Here is an 18,630-nt window from a genome sequence, read left to right as displayed (position 1 = left end):
CGCCTCCGGGTCCCGCCGCCGCGCGGCCGGATTGACGAGATCAGATCTTCGGCAGCGTCACGCCGACCTGGCCCTGGTACTTGCCGCCGCGGTCCTTGTACGAGGTCTCGCAGATTTCGTCGGACTCGAAGAACAGCACCTGCGCGCAGCCCTCGCCCGCGTAGATCTTCGCCGGCAGCGGCGTGGTGTTGGAAAATTCCAGCGTCACGAAGCCTTCCCACTCGGGTTCGAACGGCGTGACGTTGACGATGATCCCGCAGCGCGCATAGGTGCTCTTGCCCAGGCACACGGTGAGCACGCTGCGCGGGATGCGGAAATACTCGACGGTGCGCGCCAGGGCGAAGGAATTCGGCGGAATCACGCAATGCCCCTTGCCCGAGACCTCGACGAAGGACTGCGGATCGAAGGCCTTCGGATCGACGATCGTCGAATTGATGTTGGTGAACACCCGGAATTCGTCCGCGCAGCGGATATCGTAGCCGTAGCTCGACGTGCCGTAGGAGACGATCTTGTGGCCGTCGGCCTCGCGCACCAGCCCGGGCTCGAACGGCTCGATCATGCCGTGCTCCCACGCCATGCGGCGGATCCACTTGTCGGACTTGATGGACATCGCGAACACTCTGGAATGCATTGAAAGAAGGCGGGTATTTTACGGTTTCCGGCGCCGCGTGGGGAAATACCTTGCGCCGCGTTTTTTCCCGCTTTTTCTCTTTAAAATCCTGCTTTCGCACCCCGCTCCCCGACCCGCGCGCCACCGCACTCACCATGGAACGCTCACCCGCGACCGCCCCCGGCGACACCCGCTTCATCCCCTGGATCGTCGCCGCCGCGCTGTTCATGCAGACGCTCGACGGCAGCATCCTGAACACCGCGCTGCCGGCCATGGCGCAGTCGCTGCACGAAAGTCCGCTGCGCATGCAGTCGACCATCATCGCCTACCTGCTGACCATGGCCCTGCTCATCCCCGCCTCGGGCTGGCTGTCCGACCGCCTCGGCTCGCGGCGGGTGTTCGTCGCGGCCATCGTGCTGTTCGCGCTCGGCTCGCTGTGCTGCGCCCTGTCCACCACGCTCGGCTGGCTGGTCGCCGCGCGCGTCGTGCAGGGCGTCGGCGGCGCGCTGATGATGCCGGTCGGGCGGCTCACCGTGCTGCGCAGCTTCCCGCGCTCGGAGCTGGTGCGCGTGCTCAGCTTCGTCACCATCCCCGGCCTGCTCGGCCCGCTGCTCGGGCCGACGCTGAGCGGCTGGCTGGTGCAGTACGCCTCCTGGCACTGGATCTTCCTGATCAACGTTCCGGTCGGGCTGGTCGGCTGCCTGGCCTCGCTGCGCTTCATGCCCGACCTGCGCGGGCCGCGCGACGAGGCGTTCGACTGGATGGGCTTCATCCTGTTCGCCGCGGCCACGGCGCTCGTCTCGATGGCCTTCGAAGGCATGGGCGAACTCGGCCTCTCGGCGCCCGGCGTCCTGCTCCTGCTGGCCGGCGGACTGGCCAGCCTGACCGCCTATTACCTGCACGCCCGGCGCCACGCCGCGCCGCTGTTCAGCCCGCGGCTGTTCGCCATCCACACGTTCGCCGTCGGCATCGCCGGCAACCTGTTCGCCCGCCTGGGCATGGGCGCCATGCCGTTCCTGACGCCGCTGCTGCTGCAGGTGGCGCTCGGCTATTCGCCGGCCGAGGCCGGCATGTCGATGATTCCGCTGGCGCTCGCCAGCATCGCGGCCAAGCCCGCCGCCACCCGCCTGATCGACCGTTTCGGCTTCCGCCGGGTGCTGGTGTCCAACACGCTGCTGCTCGGCGTGATGATCGCGGGCTTCGCCCTGATCTCGCACGCCACGCCGCGCCCGCTGCTCTACGCCTATCTGGCGCTGTTCGGCGGCATCAACTCGCTGCAGTTCACCACCATGAACGCGCTGACGCTGATCGACCTGGACAACGACACGGCGGCCGGCGGCAACGGCCTGCTGTCGGTGGTCATGCAGCTGTCGATCAGCCTGGGCGTGGCCTCCGCCGCCGCCGTGCTCGGCGCGTTCATCGATCTGCGCCACCTGCCGGACCCGGTTGCGATCCTCGCGGCCTTCCGCAAGACCTACCTGTGCGTCGGCCTGATGGCGGCCTTCGCCACCGGCATTTTCCTCCAGCTGCAACGCGACGCGCCGCGTGGCACGCCGCTCGAAACGCACAAGATACGGGAGGACGACGAGCTGTAGGCATGCCGGGGGAAGCGCCGCGCCGTCAGGAATTCTCCGCAAGCAGGCCGGGACGATGGCTTTCCAGCCATTGGCGGGTATGGACGAGCAGCGCTTCGGCCTGGGTCCGGCATTCGCGGACGGCGGCGTCGGTGACGGGATCGCCTTCGTAGTCGTTGAGATTGCGCTGCCGCCGCAGTGCGTCGAGGACGATGACGTCGTCCGCGGCGAGCCCCAACGTCTTGGGCAGGGTCTGCAGCGCGGTCTGATGGTGGCCGGGCTGGCTGGTGACGGGACGATAGCCGTGCGCCCACAGTCCGATCATGGCGCACTGCATGATGGCTTTGTAGGCGGCGTCGAAGCGGTTGTCGTTGCTCAGTCCGTTCAGACGGGCGTCGGCCAGGTTGCGCTCGGCCGCGGCCAGCAGGCGCAGCACGCCGCCCGATGTCGCTTCAAACGCCTGCAGGCGATGGATCGCCAGCAAATTTTCCAAGGTCATCGGCCGTTCCGATCACGAAAAGCTTGGGGTTGGCGAGAATGTTCAGGGCGAAACCATCGCCGGCTTCGATGCGCCGCGCGAACTCGGCGGCGGTGTAGAGCACCGGGTTGATTTCGCGTTGCAGGACGGCCTGGGCCGGATGCAGCGCCTTGATGGCCTCGCCGAAACCGCAGTCGGCGATCAGCAGCAGGTTGACGTCGCTGCGGGCGTTTTCCTCGCCGCGGGCGAGCGAACCGAAGACCAGCGCCAGTTCGGGCGCGGGGCGCAGCTGGCGCAGCGCTTCGGCCAGCACGTCGACAAGGCCGCTGGTCTTGCGGAACAGGCCGGCCAGTTCGGCGAATACCGGGCATTCCCGGTTGGCCTGGTAACGTACCTGGTTCCCCTGCTTTTCCCGCCGCAGGAGGCCGACCGCGGCCAGCCGGGACAGCTCCTTGTGCAGAGTGCCGGGCGTGGTGCCGGTCAGCCGCGCCAGTTCACGGACGTGGTAGCTGCTCTCGGGATGCAAGAGCAGCTGCGCCAGCACCCGCTGCCGGTAGGTTCCGAAAAGAAGATCGAGAAGCACGAAAAGGCCAATGTAGTCTTAAATGCTCCGATTGTAGCCTATATTGCTTCACACCCTAAACGGGCCGAGGGTCAGGTGTTCTGCACCACGATGTTCGGGAACTTGCCGCTCATGTCCTTGGCCCGCTCGGCGATCTTCACGCCGACGCGGCGGGCGATCGCCCGGTAGATGTCGGCCGCGCGCGAGAAGGGCGCGCCGACCACGGTCGGCTTGCCGGCGTCGGTCAGTTCGCGGATTTCCAGTTCCAGCGGCAGGGCGCCGAGCAGTTCGGCGCCATAGTCCTGCGCCATGCGCTCTGCTCCGCCGGTGCCGAAGATGTGCTCCTCGTGGCCGCACTTCGAGCAGATGTGGATGCTCATGTTCTCGACCAGGCCGAGGATCGGGATGCCGACCTTCTCGAACATCTTCAGTCCCTTGCGCGCGTCGATCAGCGCGATGTCCTGCGGCGTGGTGACGATCACCGCGCCGGTCACCGGCACCTTCTGCGCCAGCGTGAGCTGCGTGTCGCCGGTGCCGGGCGGCATGTCGACGACGAGGTAGTCGAGGTCCTGCCAGCGCGTCTGGTTGAGCAGCTGCTCCAGCGCCTGCGTCACCATCGGGCCGCGCCAGACCATCGGCGAATCGATGTCGACCATGAAGCCGATCGACATGGCCTGCAGGCCGAAGGCGCGCAGGGGCTCCATCGTCTTGCCGTCCTCCGATTCCGGCTGCTGGCCGGTCAGGCCCAGCATCTGCGGCACCGACGGACCGTAGATGTCCGCGTCGAGCAGGCCGACGCTGGCGCCCTCGGCCGACAGCGCCAGCGCCAGATTGACCGCCGTCGTGCTCTTGCCGACGCCGCCCTTGCCGGACGCCACGGCGATGATGTTCTTCACCCCCGGCAGCGGCTTCAGGTTGCGCTGCACGGCGTGCGCCACGATCTTCACCGCCATGTTGGCCGTGACGCCGGCCACGCCGGGGACGGCCCGCACGGCGTCGACCAGCGCCGCGCGGATCGTTTCCAGCTGCGTCTTGGCGGGATAGCCCAGTTCGACGTCGAAGGACACCTGGCCGCCCTCGATCTTGAGGTTCTTCAGCGCGCGGGTCGAAACGTAGTCCTTCTGCGTGTTCGGATCGATGAAATTCCTGAGCGCCGCCTGGACGGCTTCCTGTGTGACTGCCATGGGTCGAACTCCTTGTTGAAATACCCGACTGATTCTGAAATGCAAAAGCCCGGACAACCGGGCTTTTGCGAAACCGCCCATGCGCCTACCGGTTCGTCATGAGCGTGCTGACGGCGATGTCTTCGTCGATCTCGGGCCAGTGCACGCCGATGCCCTGGCCGATCAATCTCCAGTTCTTCCGCTGCGACGCCGACGCATCGCGCAGGCGCGGAAACCATTCCAAGGGGGCGGAAATCTCCCGGCCGTCGGCGAGGACGAAGCGCAGCGCGGCATCGTCGACCGCAACATCGACGGCGTGCGCATCCAGTTTAACCGCCAAAGTGCTCATTCCATTTCTCCACGAACAAGGCGCGGTGCTCGATCACCAGGGCCCGGACCTTCGTCAGTTCATAGCTTCTGAATCCCTCAGACATGGCGAGGTTGACGGGGTTCAGCCAGTACTTTGCCACCTAGTCGCCATGCTCCACATGAATGCGGGGAGGTTCCGCGCCTTCTCCGCTGAAGAAGAAAAACCGGAAGCCCGGAATTTTCAATATTGTAGGCATGGTTCGAGTGTATCGGAACAGCGGGCGTCAGCCGCGGCTGCGGAAGATCGCCGCGCGCATCAGCAGCATCGTGGTCACCGGCGAGGTCATGAGGATGAACACGACGATCAGCACTTCATGGACGACCGGGCGCTCCGCCAGGGCCGACGCGACGAGCATCGACGCCAGCAGGACGCAGAACGTCCCCATGGAGGCGCACAGCGTGGGGGCGTGGATGCGCGCGTAGAACGGCTCCAGCCGGAACAGCCCGAACGCGCCGATCAGCGAGAGCAGGCCGCCGCCGACGATGAGCAGCGCCGCCGGCAGCGCCGCCCAGAGAGGCACTCCCGCGGCGCTCATGGCTCGATCACCTCGCCGCGCAGCAGGAACTTGGCCATCGCCGCGGAACCGACGAAGCCGAACAGGGCGATCACCAGGGCGATGTCGAAATACGCTGAGGAACCGAAGCCGATGCCCAGCACCAGCATGATCAGCATGCCGTTGATGTACAGCGCGTCGAGTGCCAGGATGCGGTCCTCGGCGGCCGGGCCGCGCAGCAGGCGCAGGAAGGCGAGGAACATGGCGAGGGCGAAGCACGCCAGTGCGAAATGCACGGCCCACGGCAGGACGGCGTTCATTCGAAGATCTCCATCAGGGGACGTTCATAGCGTTGCTTGACCGTGCGCACCCAGGCCGCTTCGTCCTGCAGGTCGAGCACGTGCAGGGTCAGCTCGTTGCTGCGGGCGTCGTGCCCCGCCCACACGGTGCCGGGCGTGCCGGTGATGATGATGCTCAGCATCGCCAGCCCGTGCGGGTCGCGCAGGTCGAGCGGAATCTTCACGAAACCGATGCGCGGCGGCTGCCGCACCCCGCTCAGGATGATCCGCGCGACCGCCAGGTTGGAATGCACGATGTCCACGAAGACGTGCCAGCACAGCGCAAGCGCCGTGAGCAGGCGATGCGGCCGGGCGCGCAGCGGGCGCAGCGAGGCCACGGCGGCGGTGATCAGCACGGCGAAGAACAGCCCGAGCAGGACGTTGCCGAAGGACAGCTCCCCGGTGAGCAGCAGCCACGTCAGCAGCAGGGACAGCGGCAGCAGCGGCACGACCGGGCGGCGCTTCATCGCGGCATCCTCCCCGCGGTCTCCGTCGCGGCCGGCAGCACCGAGCGCGCGTAGGCCGGCGCGTCGTGCAGCGATTGCGCGGTGACGTTGAAGAAGGTCATGGCCGGCCCCGCCGCGAAGGTCAGCACGGCGCACAGCAGGATCAGCGCGCCGACCGGCGCGGCCTCGATCAGCTGCAGGCGCGGCGTCGGCCGCTCGCCCTCCCAGAACATGCGGATGCCCAGGCGCGACAGGGCGATCAGCCCCGCCAGCCCGGACAGCAGCAGCGCCGCCACGAACAGCACGACGTGCCAGACCGGCGCGTACGGCTGCGCGGCGATGGCCGCCGAAATCAGCGCGAACTTGCCGACGAACCCGGACAGCGGCGGCAGGCCGGTGAGCAGCAGCGCGCAGGAGAAGAACGCCAGCCCGAGAAACGCCATCGCCGCCGGCACGGCCACGCCGGCCATTTCGTAGGTGTTCTCCGCGTCGTACCGATCCTGCAGGCCGAAGGCCTCGAAGCTGATGGCGAGCAGGTCCGCGGCGGCGGAACGGTTGCGTTCGGCCAGTTCGGCCAGCAGGAAGAAGGCGCCGCTGCCGAGCACCGAGCTGACCAGGTAATACAGCGCCGGCCCGGTCAGCGTGGTGCCGACGAAGCCGAAGGCGGCCAGCAGGGTGCCCGAGGAGACGATCACCAGGTAGCCGGCCAGCCGGTCGAGCTTCTGGGCGGCGAGCACGCCGCACGACCCGGCGGCCATGGTCGCCAGCCCGCAGTAGAACAGCCAGTCGCCCTCGAAAGGCGCCGGGGCGCCGACTTCCTGCAACAGGACGGAAAAGCGCAGCAGCGCGTAAACGCCGACCTTGGTGAGCACGGCGAACACGCCGGCCACCGGCGGCGTCGCCGAGCCGTAGGCGGCCGGCAGCCAGAAATTCAGCGGCCAGGCGCCGGCCTTGACCAGGAAGACGATGCCCAGCAGCGCCGCGCCCAGGTCGAACAGGCTGCGGTCGGCCGCGTCGAGGCGCGCCGCGCGCTGCGCCAGTTCGGCCATGTTGAGCGTGCCGGCCACCCCGTAGATCAGCGCGGCGGCCACCAGGAACAGCGACGAGGCGACCAGGTTGACCACGATGTAATGCATGGCGGACTTGACCCGCAGCGGCCCCGAGCCGTGCAGCGCGAGGCCGTAGGACGCGGCCAGCAGCACCTCGAAGAAGACGAACAGGTTGAACAGGTCGCCGGTCAGGAAGGCGCCGTTCAATCCCATCAGCAGGAACTGGAACAGCGACAGGTAGTGGCTGCCCGCGCGTTCCCAGCGGGCGAAGGAATAGACCAGCGCGGCCAGGCCGAGAAAGGCGGTCAGCGCCAGCATGACGGCCGCCAGCCGGTCCACCACCAGCACGATGCCGAACGGCGCCGCCCAGCCGCCGAGCGCATAGACGCCGGCGTCGCCCGGCCACGGCGCCGCCATGCGGCCGTCGGTCATGGCCAGCAGGACGCAGGCGACGAGCAGCTGGGCCAGCGTCGCGCCGACCGCCAGGGTGGCGCGCACTCCCGGCCGGCTGTCGCGGAACGGCAGCAGCACCGCGCCCGCGCACAGGGGGATCAGCACCGGCAGGATCGGCCAATGGAGCTGCCAGCCGCTCATGGCGCCCTCCCCTTGAAGAGGGAGGAGCCGATGCGCGGGGCGATCATTGCGGAGCGGCGCGTCATCAATCCTCCTCGGGTTCCCGCCCGTCCACGTGGTCGGTGCCGTTCAGGCCGCGCGAGGCCAGCAATACGACGAGAAACAGCGCCGTGGTGGCGAAGCCGATGACGATGGCGGTGAGCACCAGCGCCTGCGGCACCGGGTCGGTGTACAGGGCCGGATCGGCGCCTTGCCGCGGATCGATCAGCGGCATGGCGTCGAGGCGCAGGCGCCCCATGGCGAAGATGAACAGGTTGACCGCATAGGACAGCAGCGACAGCCCCATGATGACCTGGAAGGTGCGCGGCCGCAGCAACAGGTACACGCCCGATCCGCCGAGGATGCCGATGGCCGCGGCCAGTACGATTTCCATCAGGGCGCTCCGTTCGTCTTGCGCGGCACGCCGCGCAGGGATTGGTGGGCGATGGCCACCAGCATGAGCACCGTCGCGCCGAGCACCAGCAGGTAGACCCCGAAATCGAAGAGCAGCACGCTCGACAGGTGCACCTCGCCGAGCAGCGGCAGCACGCCGTGCCAGGACTGGCTGGTCAGGAACGTGGCGCCGGCGCTCCAGGCCAGGACTCCCGCCGCGGCCGCGCAGAGCAGCCCGAGGGCGATGCAGACGACCGGATGGATGCGCAGATGCCACTCGACCCACAAGGTGCCGCCCACCAGGTACTGCAGGATGATCGCCGCGGCCAGCATCAGCCCGCCGACGAAGCCGCCGCCGGGGGCGTTGTGGCCGCGCAGGAAAAAGAACAGCGACGCCAGCATCGCCACCGGCAGCAGCAGGCGGACCAGCACGGCCGGCAGCATCAGGTAGCCGTCGGGCAGTTCGGCCGTCGGGTCGAACGCCTCCGGCCCGGCCGGCTCGTCCTGTTCGCTTTGCTGGCGCGGCAGCGGCACGCTCTCCGGCGCCGGGCGGAAGCGGCGCAGCAGCGCGAACACGCTCAGCGCGACGATGCCCAGCACGGTGATTTCGCCGAAGGTGTCGAAGCCCCGGAAATCGACCAGGATGACGTTGACCACGTTGAGCCCTTCGCCCAGCGGCAGCGCCTGCTCGATGAAGAACGGCGAGATGCCGTCCACGTCCGGGCGGCTCAGCACGGCGTAGGCCAGGGCCGCCAGGCCGGTGCCGCAGGCCGCGGCCAGCAGCGCGTCGCGCAGCCGGCGCAGGCGCGTCGTCGGCGCCGGCCCGCGCCCCTTGCCGTAATGCTCGTCGCGGCGCGGCAGCCAGCGCAGGCCGAGCAGGATGAGCACCACCGTCACCACCTCGACGGTCAACTGGGTCAAGGCCAGGTCGGGGGCGGCAAACCAGACGAAGGTCAGGCAGGTCGCCAGCCCGGCGCCGCCGGACAGGATCAGCGCCGCGAAGCGGTGGAACTTGGCCTGCCAGGCGACGGCCAGCGCGCAGGCGGCGCCGACCGTCCACAGCAGCGCGAACGCCGGGTCGACGGGCAGGAGCGCGCGGCCGCCCCACGCCGTGGTCCCGGCCAGCGCCGTGAACAATGCCGCGCCCAGGGCCACCCCGAAGACGACCAGCAGCTGCATCTGCAGGCGCCGGGATGAGATGCGCCGCAGCACCGCGTCGGCGCCCCGGCTGAGCAGCAGCAGGAAGGACTCGAACAGGCGCTTGCCGTCGATGCGTTCGAGCAGCGGCACCGTGTCGCCGGTGCGCCAGAGGAATGCGCGGTACAGCAGCGTGCCGCCGCCGAGCGCCAGCAGGCTCATGTACAGCGGCAGATTGAAGCCGTGCCAGACGGCCAGGTCGTAGGCCGGCAGCGCGGCGCCCAGGATGGCGTGCGCCGCCAGGCCGAGAAAGGGGCCGACGGTCAACGCCGGGAAGATGCCGACCAACACGCACGCCAGCACCAGCAGGGCGCTCGGCAGCAGCATCCAGCGCGTCGGCTCGTGCGGCGCGCGCGGCAGATCCTGCGTCGGCGGGCCGAAGAAGACCTGGTGGATGAAGCGCAGCGAATACGCCACGCTGAACATGCCGGCGACCGTCGCCGCCAGCGGCAGGGCGATCCGCTGCCAGTCCGGGCGGTCGAGGAAGACGGTCTCGGCGAAGAACATCTCCTTCGACAGGAAGCCGTTGAGCAAGGGCACGCCGGCCATCGCCGCGGCCGCCACCATGGCCAGCGTGGCGGTGATCGGCATGGCCCGGTAGATGCCGGACAGGCGCTGCAGGTTGCGCGTGCCGGTCTCGTGGTCAACGATGCCGGCGGCCATGAACAGGGTGGCCTTGAAGGTCGCGTGGTTGACGATGTGGAACACCGCCGCGACCAGCGCCAGCGGACTGTTCATGCCGAGCAGCAGGGTGATCAGCCCGAGGTGGCTGATCGTCGAATACGCCAGCACGCCCTTCATGTCCTGCTGGAAGATCGCCAGGTAGCCGCCGAGCAGCAGCGAGCACAACCCCGCCCCGCCGACGATCCAGAACCACGCCTCGCTGCCGGCCAGCACGGGCCACAGCCGGGCCAGCAGGAACACCCCCGCCTTGACCATGGTCGCCGAATGCAGGTAGGCCGACACGGGCGTCGGCGCGGCCATCGCGTGCGGCAGCCAGAAATGGAAAGGGAACTGGGCGCTCTTGGTCAGCGCGCCGAGGGCGATCAGCGCCAGCGCCGCCGGGTAGCCCGGGTGATCGACCAGCGAACCGCCCGCGGCCAGCACGGTGTCCAGGTCGTAGCCGCCGGCCATCTGGCCGAGCAGCAGCACGCCGCCGAACAGCGCCAGCCCGCCCGCGCCGGTGATGATGAAGGCCATGCGCGCGCCGCGCCGGGCCTCGCCACGGTGGTGCCAGTAGGCGATCAGCATGAACGAGGACAGGCTGGTGAGTTCCCAGAACATCGCCAGCTGGATCAGGTTGCCCGAGAGCACGATGCCGAGCATGGCGCCCATGAAGGCGAGGAAGAACGAGAAGAAGCGCGGCACCGGATCGTCCGGCGACATGTAGTAGCGGGCGTACAGCACGACCAGCGTGCCCATGCCGGCGACCAGCATGGCGAACAGCCAGGCGAAGCCGTCCATGCGCAGCTGGAAATCCAACCCGAGCACCGGCGCCCAGGGCACGCTGGCGCGCACCACGCCCTCGGCGGCCACCTGCGGATACAGGCAGGCGACCAGCACCGAGACGGCGAGCGCGACCAGCCCCGCCAGCCATGCTTCCGCATTGCGCGCGTTCGAGCGCAGAAATGCCGCGCAGAGGCTGCCCAGGAAAGGCAACAGGACGATCAGGAAAAGCTCCATAAATCCGAGTTTAACGTATCGATCGGCTCTTTCGCCCGACGAATCGGCATTAAAAACGCACCGGCCGCACCGCCGCCCCGGCGATAACGGCACAGCGCCGCGCGCGCTGCAAAGGCAGCGTCCGCTTTGCTAGAATGCCCGTTTTGCCGCGCCCCAGAACGAACAAAACCTAGGATCGCCCTCCATGTCCCGCAAAATCCTCGTCACCTCCGCCCTGCCCTACGCCAACGGCGCCATCCACCTCGGCCACCTCGTCGAATACATCCAGACCGACATCTGGGTCCGCTTCCAGAAGATGCAGCCGCAGGACAAGGTGGCCGAATGCTGGTACGTCTGCGCCGACGACACGCACGGCACGCCGATCATGCTGCGCGCCGAGAAGGACGGCATCACGCCCGAGGCGCTGATCGAGCGGGTGCACGGCGAGCATGCCCGGGACTTCGCCGGCTTCCACGTTGCTTTCGACAACTTCTACAGCACGCACTCGCCGGAAACGCAGGAATGCGCCAACGTCATCTACGCCCGCCTGCAGCAGGCCGGGCTGATCGAGCGGCGCACCATCGAGCAGTACTACGACCCGGCCAAGCAGATGTTCCTGCCCGACCGCTTCATCAAGGGTGAATGCCCGAAATGCGGCGCGCACGACCAGTACGGCGACAACTGCGAATCCTGCGGCGCGGCCTACACGCCGAACGACCTGAAGAACCCCTACTCGGCGATCTCCGGCGCCAAACCCGAACTGCGCCATTCCGACCATTACTTCTTCAAGCTCTCGGACGAACGCTGCCAGAGCTTCCTGCGCCGCTGGACGCGCGAGCCCGGCCGGCTGCAGCCGGAAGCGGCCAACAAGATGCAGGAATGGCTCGGCGCCGAGGGCGAGAACAAGCTGACCGACTGGGACATCTCGCGCGACGCGCCGTACTTCGGCTTCGAGATTCCCGACGCGCCGGGCAAGTACTTCTACGTCTGGCTCGACGCGCCGATCGGTTACATGGGCTCGTTCAAGAACCTGTGCGACCGGCGGGGCATCGATTTCGACGCCTACTTCACGCCCGACACGGCGGCCGAGCTGTACCACTTCATCGGCAAGGACATCCTCTACTTCCACGCGCTGTTCTGGCCGGCCGAGCTGGAGCATGCCGGCTACCGCACGCCGAGCGGCATCTTCGCGCACGGCTTCCTGACCGTCAACGGCGCCAAGATGAGCAAGTCGCGCGGCACCTTCATCACCGCCGAGAGCTACCTGCAGACCGGGCTCAATCCCGAATGGCTGCGCTACTACTACGCCGCCAAGTTGAACAGCACGATGGAGGACATCGACCTCAACCTGGAGGACTTCGTCGCCCGCGTCAATTCCGACCTGGTCGGCAAGTACGTCAACATCGCCAGCCGCTGCGCCGGCTTCATCGGCAAGCGTTTCGGCGGCAGGCTCGCGGCGACGGAGGCCGACTGGCAGAAGCCTCTGCGCGACGCCGCCGCCGGCATCGCCCAGGCCTACGAGGAGCGCGAGTTCGGCCGCGCCCTGCGCGAGATCATGGCGCTGGCGGATGCGGCCAACGTCTTCGTCAATGACAAAAAACCGTGGGAACTGGCCAAGCAGGAAGGCCGGGAAGCCGAACTGCATGCCGCCTGTTCGCAAGCCATCGAAGCGTTCCGCCTGCTCACGCTGTACCTCAAGCCGGTGCTGCCGAAGGTCGCCGAAGCGGTGGAAGCCTTCCTCGGCATCGCCCCGCTCGCCTGGAACGACGCGGCGACGCCGCTGCCGGCCGGACACGCGATCAACGCCTACAGCCACCTGATGACCCGCATCGATCCCAAGCTCGTCGCCGCGCTGGTCGAGGCCAACAAGGTGTCCCTGGCGCCCGTCCCCGAAGCCGCGCCGCAAAAGCACGCCGAGAAGCAGGAGAAGGCCGCGGAAGTCGCCAAGGCCGCGGCCGAAGTCGGCGGCGTCGCCGGTCCGCACATCTCGATCGATGACTTCATGAAGATCGAATTGAAGGTGGCGAGGATCGTCAACGCCGGCCACGTCGAAGGCGCCGAGAAGCTGATCCGCCTGTCGCTCGACATCGGCGAAGAGAAGCCGCGCCAGGTCTTCGCCGGCATCAAGTCGGCCTACGATCCGGCGCAGCTGATCGGCCGCCTGACGGTGATGGTCGCCAATCTGGCGCCGCGCAAGATGAAGTTCGGCCTCTCCGAAGGCATGATCCTCGCCGCCTCGGACGCGGACGGCAAGACGCCCGGCATCTTCCTGCTCGCCCCGGATGCTGGAGCCTGCCCCGGCATGCGCGTAAAATAAAGCGTCATGAACCCGCGCCCCCCTCGCCCGCGCCTGAAACCCGCCGTCCTGCTGTACCTGGCGCTCGATCTCGTCGGCATGGTGCTGTTCGCCTCCGGCGTCCTGTGGTTCGCGCAGGGCAGGACGCTGTTCATTTCCAGCTACCCGACCAGCGTGTTCGAAGCCGGCGTCGCCCTCGTGGGCGGACTCCTGCTGATGATCTGGTCGGCGGCGCGCATCCTGCGCGTCCTGTTCCTCAGCCGCCCCGGCGGCAAGGACGGGAGGCCCGGAAGATAATGGACGCTCCGGCGCTGATCGATGGGGTGGTGATCTCCGCCCTGGTCTGGTTGGTCATCGGCGTCGTCGGCATCTTCCTCGCGCAGCACTTCGTGCTGGTCAGCCGCCGGCTGTTTCCGCTCGGCGCGCTCAACGGCCTGGCCATGGCGCTCCTGGCGCTGGCCGCGCTCGGCTCCGGCACGCAGGAGCTGATCCTGCCGATCGGCCTGCCGGGCCTGCCCTTCCACCTGCGCCTCGACGCGCTGTCGTCCTTCTTCCTGTTCCTGCTCGGCGCCGCCTCGGCCGGCATCTCGATCTACGCCGCCGGCTATTTCCGCAAGGCCGAGGGCAGCGCGCTCGGGCTGCAGTGCCTGCTCTACCACGTCTTCCTGGCCAGCATGGTCCTGGTCATGCTGGCCAACGACGGCTACGCCTTCATGGTGGCCTGGGAGACGATGGCGCTGTCCTCGTTCTTCCTGGTCACCTCCGAGCACCGCCACGCCGAGATCCGGCGCGCCGGCTACCTCTACCTGCTGCTCGCGCACATCGGCGCGGTCGCCATCCTGCTCTCCTTCGGGGTGATGGCCGGCAGCGCCGGCGACTACACCTTCGACGCCATGCGCGGCTTCGACGGCGGCGAGTTCTGGGAGACCGCCGCCTTCCTGCTCGCCCTGGTCGGCTTCGGCGCCAAGGCCGGCCTGCTGCCGCTGCACGCCTGGCTGCCGGAGGCGCACCCGGCGGCGCCCTCGCCCGTCTCGGCGATGATGAGCGGGGTGATGCTGAAGACGGCGATCTACGGCCTGCTGCGCGTCGGCTTCGACCTGCTGCAGGCGCACGCCTGGTGGTGGGGCCTGCTGCTGCTCCTGGTCGGGCTGGCCTCGGCGCTGTTCGGCGTGGCCTTCTCGGCGGTGCAGACCGACATGAAGCGCCTGCTCGCCTATTCGTCGATCGAGAACGTCGGCCTGATCGTGCTGGCCATGGGGCTGGCGCTGATCTTCAGTGCCTTCGGCATGGGCGGCTTCGCGGCGCTGGCGCTCACCGCGCTGCTCTACCACTGTCTCAACCACGCCTTCTTCAAGAGCCTGCTGTTCCTGGCCACCGGCTCGGTGCTGCACGCCACCGGCGAGCGCAACCTGGGCAAGCTCGGCGGCCTGATCCACCAGATGCCGTGGGTGGCGTGGCTGGCGCTGATCGGCGTGCTGGCCTCGGCCGGCCTGCCGCCGCTCAACGGCTTCGTCTCGGAATGGCTGCTGCTGCAGAGCTTCCTGTTCACGCCCGAGGTGCCGCACGGCTACCTGAACATGCTGCTGCCGGTGTTCGCCGGGGCCATCGCGCTGGTCGCCGCGCTGGCCGGATTCACCATGGTCAAGTTCTTCGGCATCATCTTTCTCGGCCAGCCGCGCGAGGAAAAGCTGGCCCAGGCGCACGACGCCTCGCGCCTGTCGCGCCTCGGCCTGCTCTGGCTGGCCGCCGGCTGCGTGCTGCTCGGCCTGGTGCCCAACGCGGTCATCGCGCTCATCGAACCCGTGGTGCGCTTGCTGATCGGCGCCGCCCTGCCGGAGGCGGGCGCCGTGAACTGGCTGTTCCTGGCGCCGTTCTCGGCCGAGCGCGCCAGCTACAGCCCGCTGATCTTCTTCGGCGGCATCGCCGTGCTGACGCTCGCCGCCTGGCTCATCGTGCGCCGCCGCTACCACGGCCGCGCCGCGCGCGTGCCGCCGTGGGATTGCGGCTTCCCGCTGCAGACCGGGCGCATGCAGGACACCTCGGAAGGCTACAGCCAGCCGATCCGGCGCATCTTCTCGCCGATCTTCAAACGCACGCGCCAGCATCCGTCGCCGTTCGACGCCCGGCCGCGCTACCTCTCGATCGTCGAGGACCCGCTGTGGTACTGGCTCTACCTGCCGGTGGCCTGGATCGTCGAACGCTGTACGCGGGTGGTCAACTTCCTGCAGCGCGGGCGCATCGCGGTGTACCTGCTGTACAGCTTCGCCACGCTGATCATCCTCCTGGTGCTGACCCGCGGATGAACCTCTACGCCTTCCTCGCCCAACTGATCGAGCTGGTCACGGCGCTGCTGCTCGCGCCGCTGCTGGTCGGCTGGGTGAACCAGTGCCGCGCCTGGCTGCAGAACCGCTCGGCGCCGCCGCTCTTGCAGACCTACTACACGCTGCACAAGCTGTTCCACAAGGACGTGCTGCTGGCGCACAACGCCTCGCCGCTGTTCCGCGCCGCGCCCTACGCGATCTTCGCCTGCATGGCGCTGGCCTCGGCCATCGTGCCGACGCTGTCCACCACGCTGATCCTGGCGCCGGCGGCCGACGCCATCGCCTTCGTCGGCCTGTTCGCGCTGGCCCGCGTGTTCATCGCGCTGGCCGCCATGGATGTGGGCACCGCCTTCGGCTCGCTCGGCTCGCGCCGGGAAATGCTGATCGGCTTCCTCGCCGAGCCGGCGCTGCTGATGATCTTCTTCACCGCCTCGCTGATCTCGCATTCGACCTCGCTGTCGTCGATCGTCGAGACGCTGGCCGGCACCGAATTCGTCATCTACCCGAGTCTGGCCTTCGCCGGTACGGCCTTCGTCATGGTCTCGCTGGCCGAGAACGCGCGCGTGCCGGTGGACAACCCGACCACGCACCTGGAACTGACCATGATCCACGAGGCGATGATCCTCGAATACTCCGGCCGGCACCTGGCGCTCATCGAATGGGCCTCGGCGCTCAAGCTGTTCGCCTATTCCTGCCTGGGCATCGCCCTGTTCGTCCCCTTCGGCATCTCGGCGACGGCCGGGCCGGCGCCGCTGCTGGTCGCGGCGGGCTTCATGCTGCTCAAGCTGGCGATCGGCGGCTTCGCCCTGGCGCTGATCGAGACGCTGAACGCCAAGATGCGCATCTTCCGCGCCCCCGAATTCCTCGGCACGGCCTTCCTGCTGGCGGTGCTGGCCATGCTGGTGCATCTGCTGCTGGAGGTGGGCAAGTGAATTTCCCGCTCGACCTTTCCGCCTCGCTGATCGGCCAGTTCGTCAACCTCTGCGCCGCGATCATGCTGCTGCTCGGCTTCGCCATGCTGGCGCAGCGGCGCATCCTGTCGCTGATCAACCTGTTCATGTTGCAGGGGATGGTGCTCGTCGCGTCCACGCTGATCGTCGCCTACGGCACCCGCCAGAGCCACCTGTACTGGTCCGCCGCGCTGACCCTGATACTCAAGGTCGTCGCCCTGCCGTGGATTCTGCACCGGCTGATCCGCAAGCTGTCGGTCAAGTGGGACGTGGAGACGATCATCAACATCCCGACCACCATGCTCTGCGGCATCGCGCTGGTGGTCATCGCCTTCAACGTGGCGCAGCCGATCTCGGCGCTGTCGGGCACGATCATGCGCGCCACCATCGGCATCGCCCTGGCCTGCGTGCTGCTGTCCTTCCTGATGATGATCACGCGCAGCAAGGCGGTGCCGCAGGTGATCGCCTTCCTGGCCATGGAGAACGGCCTGTTCTTCGCCGCCACCAGCGCCACCTACGGCATGCCGATGGTCGTCGAGCTGGGCATCGCGCTCGACGTGATGGTCGGCATGGTCATCTTCGGCGTGTTCTTCTTCCAGATCCGGCAGCAGTTCGACAGCCTGGACATCCGGCACATGGAAAGGGTGAAGGAGGAATGAACGAACTCGTCCTCGTGCTGGCCGTGCCGCTCGCCACTTCGGCGCTGCTCGCCGTGGTCGGGCACCGGCCCCGCGCCGCCGAGATCAACATCGCCGGCAGCCTGCTCACCCTGCTCGCGGCCGCCGCGCTGACCGTGCGGGTGATCCGCGACGGGCCGCTGACCCTGCTCGACGAACAGTTCTTCGTCGATCCGCTCAACGTCTTCCTGATCGCGCTGACCGCGCTGGTCGGCTTCACCACCTCGGTCTTCTCGCGTCCGTACATGCGCGTCGAGCACGACCACGGCCGGCTCTCGGCCGGCCGGCTGCGGCTGTACCACAGCATGTTCCAGATGTTCATGTGCACCATGCTGGTGGCGCTGTCGACCAACAACATCGGCATCCTGTGGGTGGCCATGGAGGCGGCCACGCTGACCACCGTCCTCCTGGTCGCCCTTTACCGCACGCCGGAAAGCCTGGAGGCGGCCTGGAAGTACTTCATCCTGTGCGGCGTCGGCATCGCCCAGGCGCTGTTCGGCACCATCCTGATCTACTTCGCGGCGGAACAGGTCTTCGGCCACGCGCCGGGGGCGATGCTGTGGACACACCTCTACGCCTACCGCACCGAGCTGGAGCCGACCGTGCTGTCGCTGGCCTTCGTCTTCATGATCGTCGGCTACGGCACCAAGACCGGCCTGGTGCCGCTGCACAACTGGCTGCCGGACGCGCACGCCGAAGGCCCGACGCCGGTCTCGGCGGTGCTTTCCGGGCTGCTGCTCAACGTCGCGCTGTACGCCATCATCCGCTGCAAGGCGCTGGTCAACGGCGCGCTGGGCACGCCGTTCGCCGGCCACCTGATGATGGGCTTCGGCCTGCTCACCGTGGTCGTGCCGGCCTTCTACCTGTCGCGCCAGAAGGACGTGAAACGGCTGTTCGGCTTCTCCTCGATCGAGCACATGGGGCTGATCACCTTCGCCTTCGGCATGGGCGGCGGCGTCGCCGCCTTCGCCGGGCTGCTGCACATGACCGTGCATTCGCTGACCAAGTCGGCGATCTTCTTCGCCGTCGGCCACGCCGCGCAGATGGCCGGCACCCAGGTCATCGACGACATCAAGGGCCTGATCAAGCGCTCGCCGACCATCGGCTGGGGGCTGATGCTCGGTTCGCTGGCCATCCTCGGGATGCCGCCGTTCGGCGTGTTCACCAGCGAATTCATGATCCTCACCACGGCCATCAAGCACCATCCGTGGGCCACGCCGATCCTGCTCGTGGCGCTCGGCGTGGCTTTCGCCTCGATGTTCGCCAAGGTCCAGGCCATGGCCTTCGGCGAGCCGACGGTCAAGCCGCTGGCGCACAACCCGGCGCTGCTGCCGGTCTTCCTGCACCTCGGCCTGGTGCTGATGCTCGGCCTGTGGATTCCGCCCTACCTGAGCGAGTGGTTCCGCCAGGCGGCGCGCATGGTCGGATGAATCACGCCA

General features: G+C 68.1%; 19 protein-coding genes. 7 read left to right on the top strand and 12 right to left on the bottom strand.

Annotated elements, in window-relative coordinates:
• Positions 1-40: 40 nt before the first annotated feature.
• Positions 41-610, bottom strand: coding sequence for a dCTP deaminase (gene dcd, locus QM701_RS15845; protein WP_415167984.1), 570 nt, complete (start codon positions 608-610; stop codon positions 41-43).
• A gap of 155 nt (positions 611-765) precedes the next feature.
• On the opposite strand from dcd, the gene mdtD reads away from it, so the two are divergent.
• Positions 766-2,205, top strand: coding sequence for a multidrug transporter subunit MdtD (mdtD, locus tag QM701_RS15840; protein WP_415167983.1), 1,440 nt, complete (start codon positions 766-768; stop codon positions 2,203-2,205).
• A gap of 25 nt (positions 2,206-2,230) precedes the next feature.
• Here mdtD and QM701_RS15835 read toward each other — a convergent pair whose 3' ends face one another.
• From QM701_RS15835 to QM701_RS15785, 11 genes are all read right to left on the bottom strand, one after another.
• Entirely contained in the window at positions 2,231-2,683 is a 453-nt protein-coding gene (locus tag QM701_RS15835) for a hypothetical protein (RefSeq protein WP_415167982.1), read from the bottom strand.
• A complete protein-coding gene (locus tag QM701_RS15830; RefSeq protein ID WP_415167981.1) occupies positions 2,637-3,245 on the bottom strand; it encodes a nucleotidyltransferase domain-containing protein in 609 nt (202 codons plus the stop codon). Before QM701_RS15830 ends, QM701_RS15835 begins: the two co-directional genes overlap by 47 nt.
• 71 nt (positions 3,246-3,316) lie before the next feature.
• Entirely contained in the window at positions 3,317-4,408 is a 1,092-nt protein-coding gene (gene apbC / locus QM701_RS15825) for an iron-sulfur cluster carrier protein ApbC (RefSeq protein ID WP_415167980.1), read from the bottom strand.
• 85 nt (positions 4,409-4,493) lie between these two features.
• A complete protein-coding gene (locus tag QM701_RS15820) occupies positions 4,494-4,736 on the bottom strand; it encodes a DUF2442 domain-containing protein (protein WP_415167979.1) in 243 nt (80 codons plus the stop codon).
• On the bottom strand, positions 4,717-4,821 hold the full coding sequence (locus QM701_RS15815) for a hypothetical protein (RefSeq protein WP_415169413.1): 105 nt from the start codon (positions 4,819-4,821) through the stop codon (positions 4,717-4,719). The genes QM701_RS15820 and QM701_RS15815 overlap by 20 nt, the downstream gene beginning before the upstream one ends.
• 159 nt (positions 4,822-4,980) lie before the next feature.
• Entirely contained in the window at positions 4,981-5,292 is a 312-nt protein-coding gene (mnhG, locus tag QM701_RS15810; protein ID WP_415167978.1) for a monovalent cation/H(+) antiporter subunit G, read from the bottom strand.
• Positions 5,289-5,570 carry a K+/H+ antiporter subunit F gene (locus tag QM701_RS15805; RefSeq protein ID WP_415167977.1) on the bottom strand — a complete coding sequence of 94 codons (282 nt, stop codon included), beginning with the start codon at positions 5,568-5,570 and terminating at the stop codon, positions 5,289-5,291. Before QM701_RS15805 ends, mnhG begins: the two co-directional genes overlap by 4 nt.
• Positions 5,567-6,055 carry a Na+/H+ antiporter subunit E gene (locus QM701_RS15800; RefSeq protein ID WP_415167976.1) on the bottom strand — a complete coding sequence of 163 codons (489 nt, stop codon included), beginning with the start codon at positions 6,053-6,055 and terminating at the stop codon, positions 5,567-5,569. The genes QM701_RS15805 and QM701_RS15800 overlap by 4 nt, the downstream gene beginning before the upstream one ends.
• Entirely contained in the window at positions 6,052-7,677 is a 1,626-nt protein-coding gene (locus QM701_RS15795; RefSeq protein ID WP_415167975.1) for a monovalent cation/H+ antiporter subunit D, read from the bottom strand. Before QM701_RS15795 ends, QM701_RS15800 begins: the two co-directional genes overlap by 4 nt.
• Positions 7,678-7,741: 64 nt before the next feature.
• Entirely contained in the window at positions 7,742-8,089 is a 348-nt protein-coding gene (locus QM701_RS15790; protein WP_415167974.1) for a Na+/H+ antiporter subunit C, read from the bottom strand.
• Complete coding sequence (locus QM701_RS15785; RefSeq protein WP_415167973.1) at positions 8,089-10,968, bottom strand: monovalent cation/H+ antiporter subunit A; 2,880 nt, start codon at positions 10,966-10,968, stop codon at positions 8,089-8,091. The genes QM701_RS15790 and QM701_RS15785 overlap by 1 nt, the downstream gene beginning before the upstream one ends.
• Before the next feature lie 184 nt (positions 10,969-11,152).
• Between QM701_RS15785 and metG the strand changes: the two genes are divergently transcribed.
• Genes metG through QM701_RS15755 form a run of 6 tightly spaced genes read left to right on the top strand, consistent with a single transcriptional unit; the run spans position 11,153 to position 18,621 of the window.
• A complete protein-coding gene (gene metG / locus QM701_RS15780) occupies positions 11,153-13,264 on the top strand; it encodes a methionine--tRNA ligase (RefSeq protein ID WP_415167972.1) in 2,112 nt (703 codons plus the stop codon).
• A 6-nt stretch (positions 13,265-13,270) separates the two neighbouring features.
• A complete protein-coding gene (locus QM701_RS15775; RefSeq protein WP_415167971.1) occupies positions 13,271-13,540 on the top strand; it encodes a hypothetical protein in 270 nt (89 codons plus the stop codon).
• Positions 13,540-15,546, top strand: coding sequence for a hydrogenase 4 subunit B (gene hyfB / locus QM701_RS15770; protein ID WP_415167970.1), 2,007 nt, complete (start codon positions 13,540-13,542; stop codon positions 15,544-15,546). Before QM701_RS15775 ends, hyfB begins: the two co-directional genes overlap by 1 nt.
• Entirely contained in the window at positions 15,543-16,496 is a 954-nt protein-coding gene (locus QM701_RS15765) for a respiratory chain complex I subunit 1 family protein (protein WP_415167969.1), read from the top strand. Before hyfB ends, QM701_RS15765 begins: the two co-directional genes overlap by 4 nt.
• Positions 16,493-17,173, top strand: coding sequence for a formate hydrogenlyase (locus QM701_RS15760; RefSeq protein WP_415167968.1), 681 nt, complete (start codon positions 16,493-16,495; stop codon positions 17,171-17,173). Before QM701_RS15765 ends, QM701_RS15760 begins: the two co-directional genes overlap by 4 nt.
• On the top strand, positions 17,170-18,621 hold the full coding sequence (locus tag QM701_RS15755; protein ID WP_415167967.1) for a hydrogenase 4 subunit F: 1,452 nt from the start codon (positions 17,170-17,172) through the stop codon (positions 18,619-18,621). Before QM701_RS15760 ends, QM701_RS15755 begins: the two co-directional genes overlap by 4 nt.
• Positions 18,622-18,630 lie beyond the last annotated feature (9 nt).

Origin of the sequence: Propionivibrio sp., from assembly GCF_047602565.1 — a bacterium.
Classification (GTDB): Bacteria; Pseudomonadota; Gammaproteobacteria; order Burkholderiales; family Rhodocyclaceae; genus Propionivibrio.
This window is presented reverse-complemented; position numbering and strand designations above follow the sequence as displayed.

What these genes read in the sequence shown, in the direction of transcription:
- dcd (WP_415167984.1), bottom strand. Translation starts at nt 610, where the DNA reads ATGTCCATCAAGTCCGACAAGTGGATCCGCCGCATGGCGTGGGAGCAC.
- mdtD (WP_415167983.1), top strand. Translation starts at nt 766, where the DNA reads ATGGAACGCTCACCCGCGACCGCCCCCGGCGACACCCGCTTCATCCCC.
- QM701_RS15835 (WP_415167982.1), bottom strand. Translation starts at nt 2,683, where the DNA reads ATGACCTTGGAAAATTTGCTGGCGATCCATCGCCTGCAGGCGTTTGAA.
- apbC (WP_415167980.1), bottom strand. Translation starts at nt 4,408, where the DNA reads ATGGCAGTCACACAGGAAGCCGTCCAGGCGGCGCTCAGGAATTTCATC.
- QM701_RS15820 (WP_415167979.1), bottom strand. Translation starts at nt 4,736, where the DNA reads ATGAGCACTTTGGCGGTTAAACTGGATGCGCACGCCGTCGATGTTGCG.
- QM701_RS15815 (WP_415169413.1), bottom strand. Translation starts at nt 4,821, where the DNA reads ATGTCTGAGGGATTCAGAAGCTATGAACTGACGAAGGTCCGGGCCCTG.
- mnhG (WP_415167978.1), bottom strand. Translation starts at nt 5,292, where the DNA reads ATGAGCGCCGCGGGAGTGCCTCTCTGGGCGGCGCTGCCGGCGGCGCTG.
- QM701_RS15805 (WP_415167977.1), bottom strand. Translation starts at nt 5,570, where the DNA reads ATGAACGCCGTCCTGCCGTGGGCCGTGCATTTCGCACTGGCGTGCTTC.
- QM701_RS15800 (WP_415167976.1), bottom strand. Translation starts at nt 6,055, where the DNA reads ATGAAGCGCCGCCCGGTCGTGCCGCTGCTGCCGCTGTCCCTGCTGCTG.
- QM701_RS15795 (WP_415167975.1), bottom strand. Translation starts at nt 7,677, where the DNA reads ATGAGCGGCTGGCAGCTCCATTGGCCGATCCTGCCGGTGCTGATCCCC.
- QM701_RS15790 (WP_415167974.1), bottom strand. Translation starts at nt 8,089, where the DNA reads ATGGAAATCGTACTGGCCGCGGCCATCGGCATCCTCGGCGGATCGGGC.
- QM701_RS15785 (WP_415167973.1), bottom strand. Translation starts at nt 10,968, where the DNA reads ATGGAGCTTTTCCTGATCGTCCTGTTGCCTTTCCTGGGCAGCCTCTGC.
- metG (WP_415167972.1), top strand. Translation starts at nt 11,153, where the DNA reads ATGTCCCGCAAAATCCTCGTCACCTCCGCCCTGCCCTACGCCAACGGC.
- QM701_RS15775 (WP_415167971.1), top strand. Translation starts at nt 13,271, where the DNA reads ATGAACCCGCGCCCCCCTCGCCCGCGCCTGAAACCCGCCGTCCTGCTG.
- hyfB (WP_415167970.1), top strand. Translation starts at nt 13,540, where the DNA reads ATGGACGCTCCGGCGCTGATCGATGGGGTGGTGATCTCCGCCCTGGTC.
- QM701_RS15765 (WP_415167969.1), top strand. Translation starts at nt 15,543, where the DNA reads ATGAACCTCTACGCCTTCCTCGCCCAACTGATCGAGCTGGTCACGGCG.
- QM701_RS15755 (WP_415167967.1), top strand. Translation starts at nt 17,170, where the DNA reads ATGAACGAACTCGTCCTCGTGCTGGCCGTGCCGCTCGCCACTTCGGCG.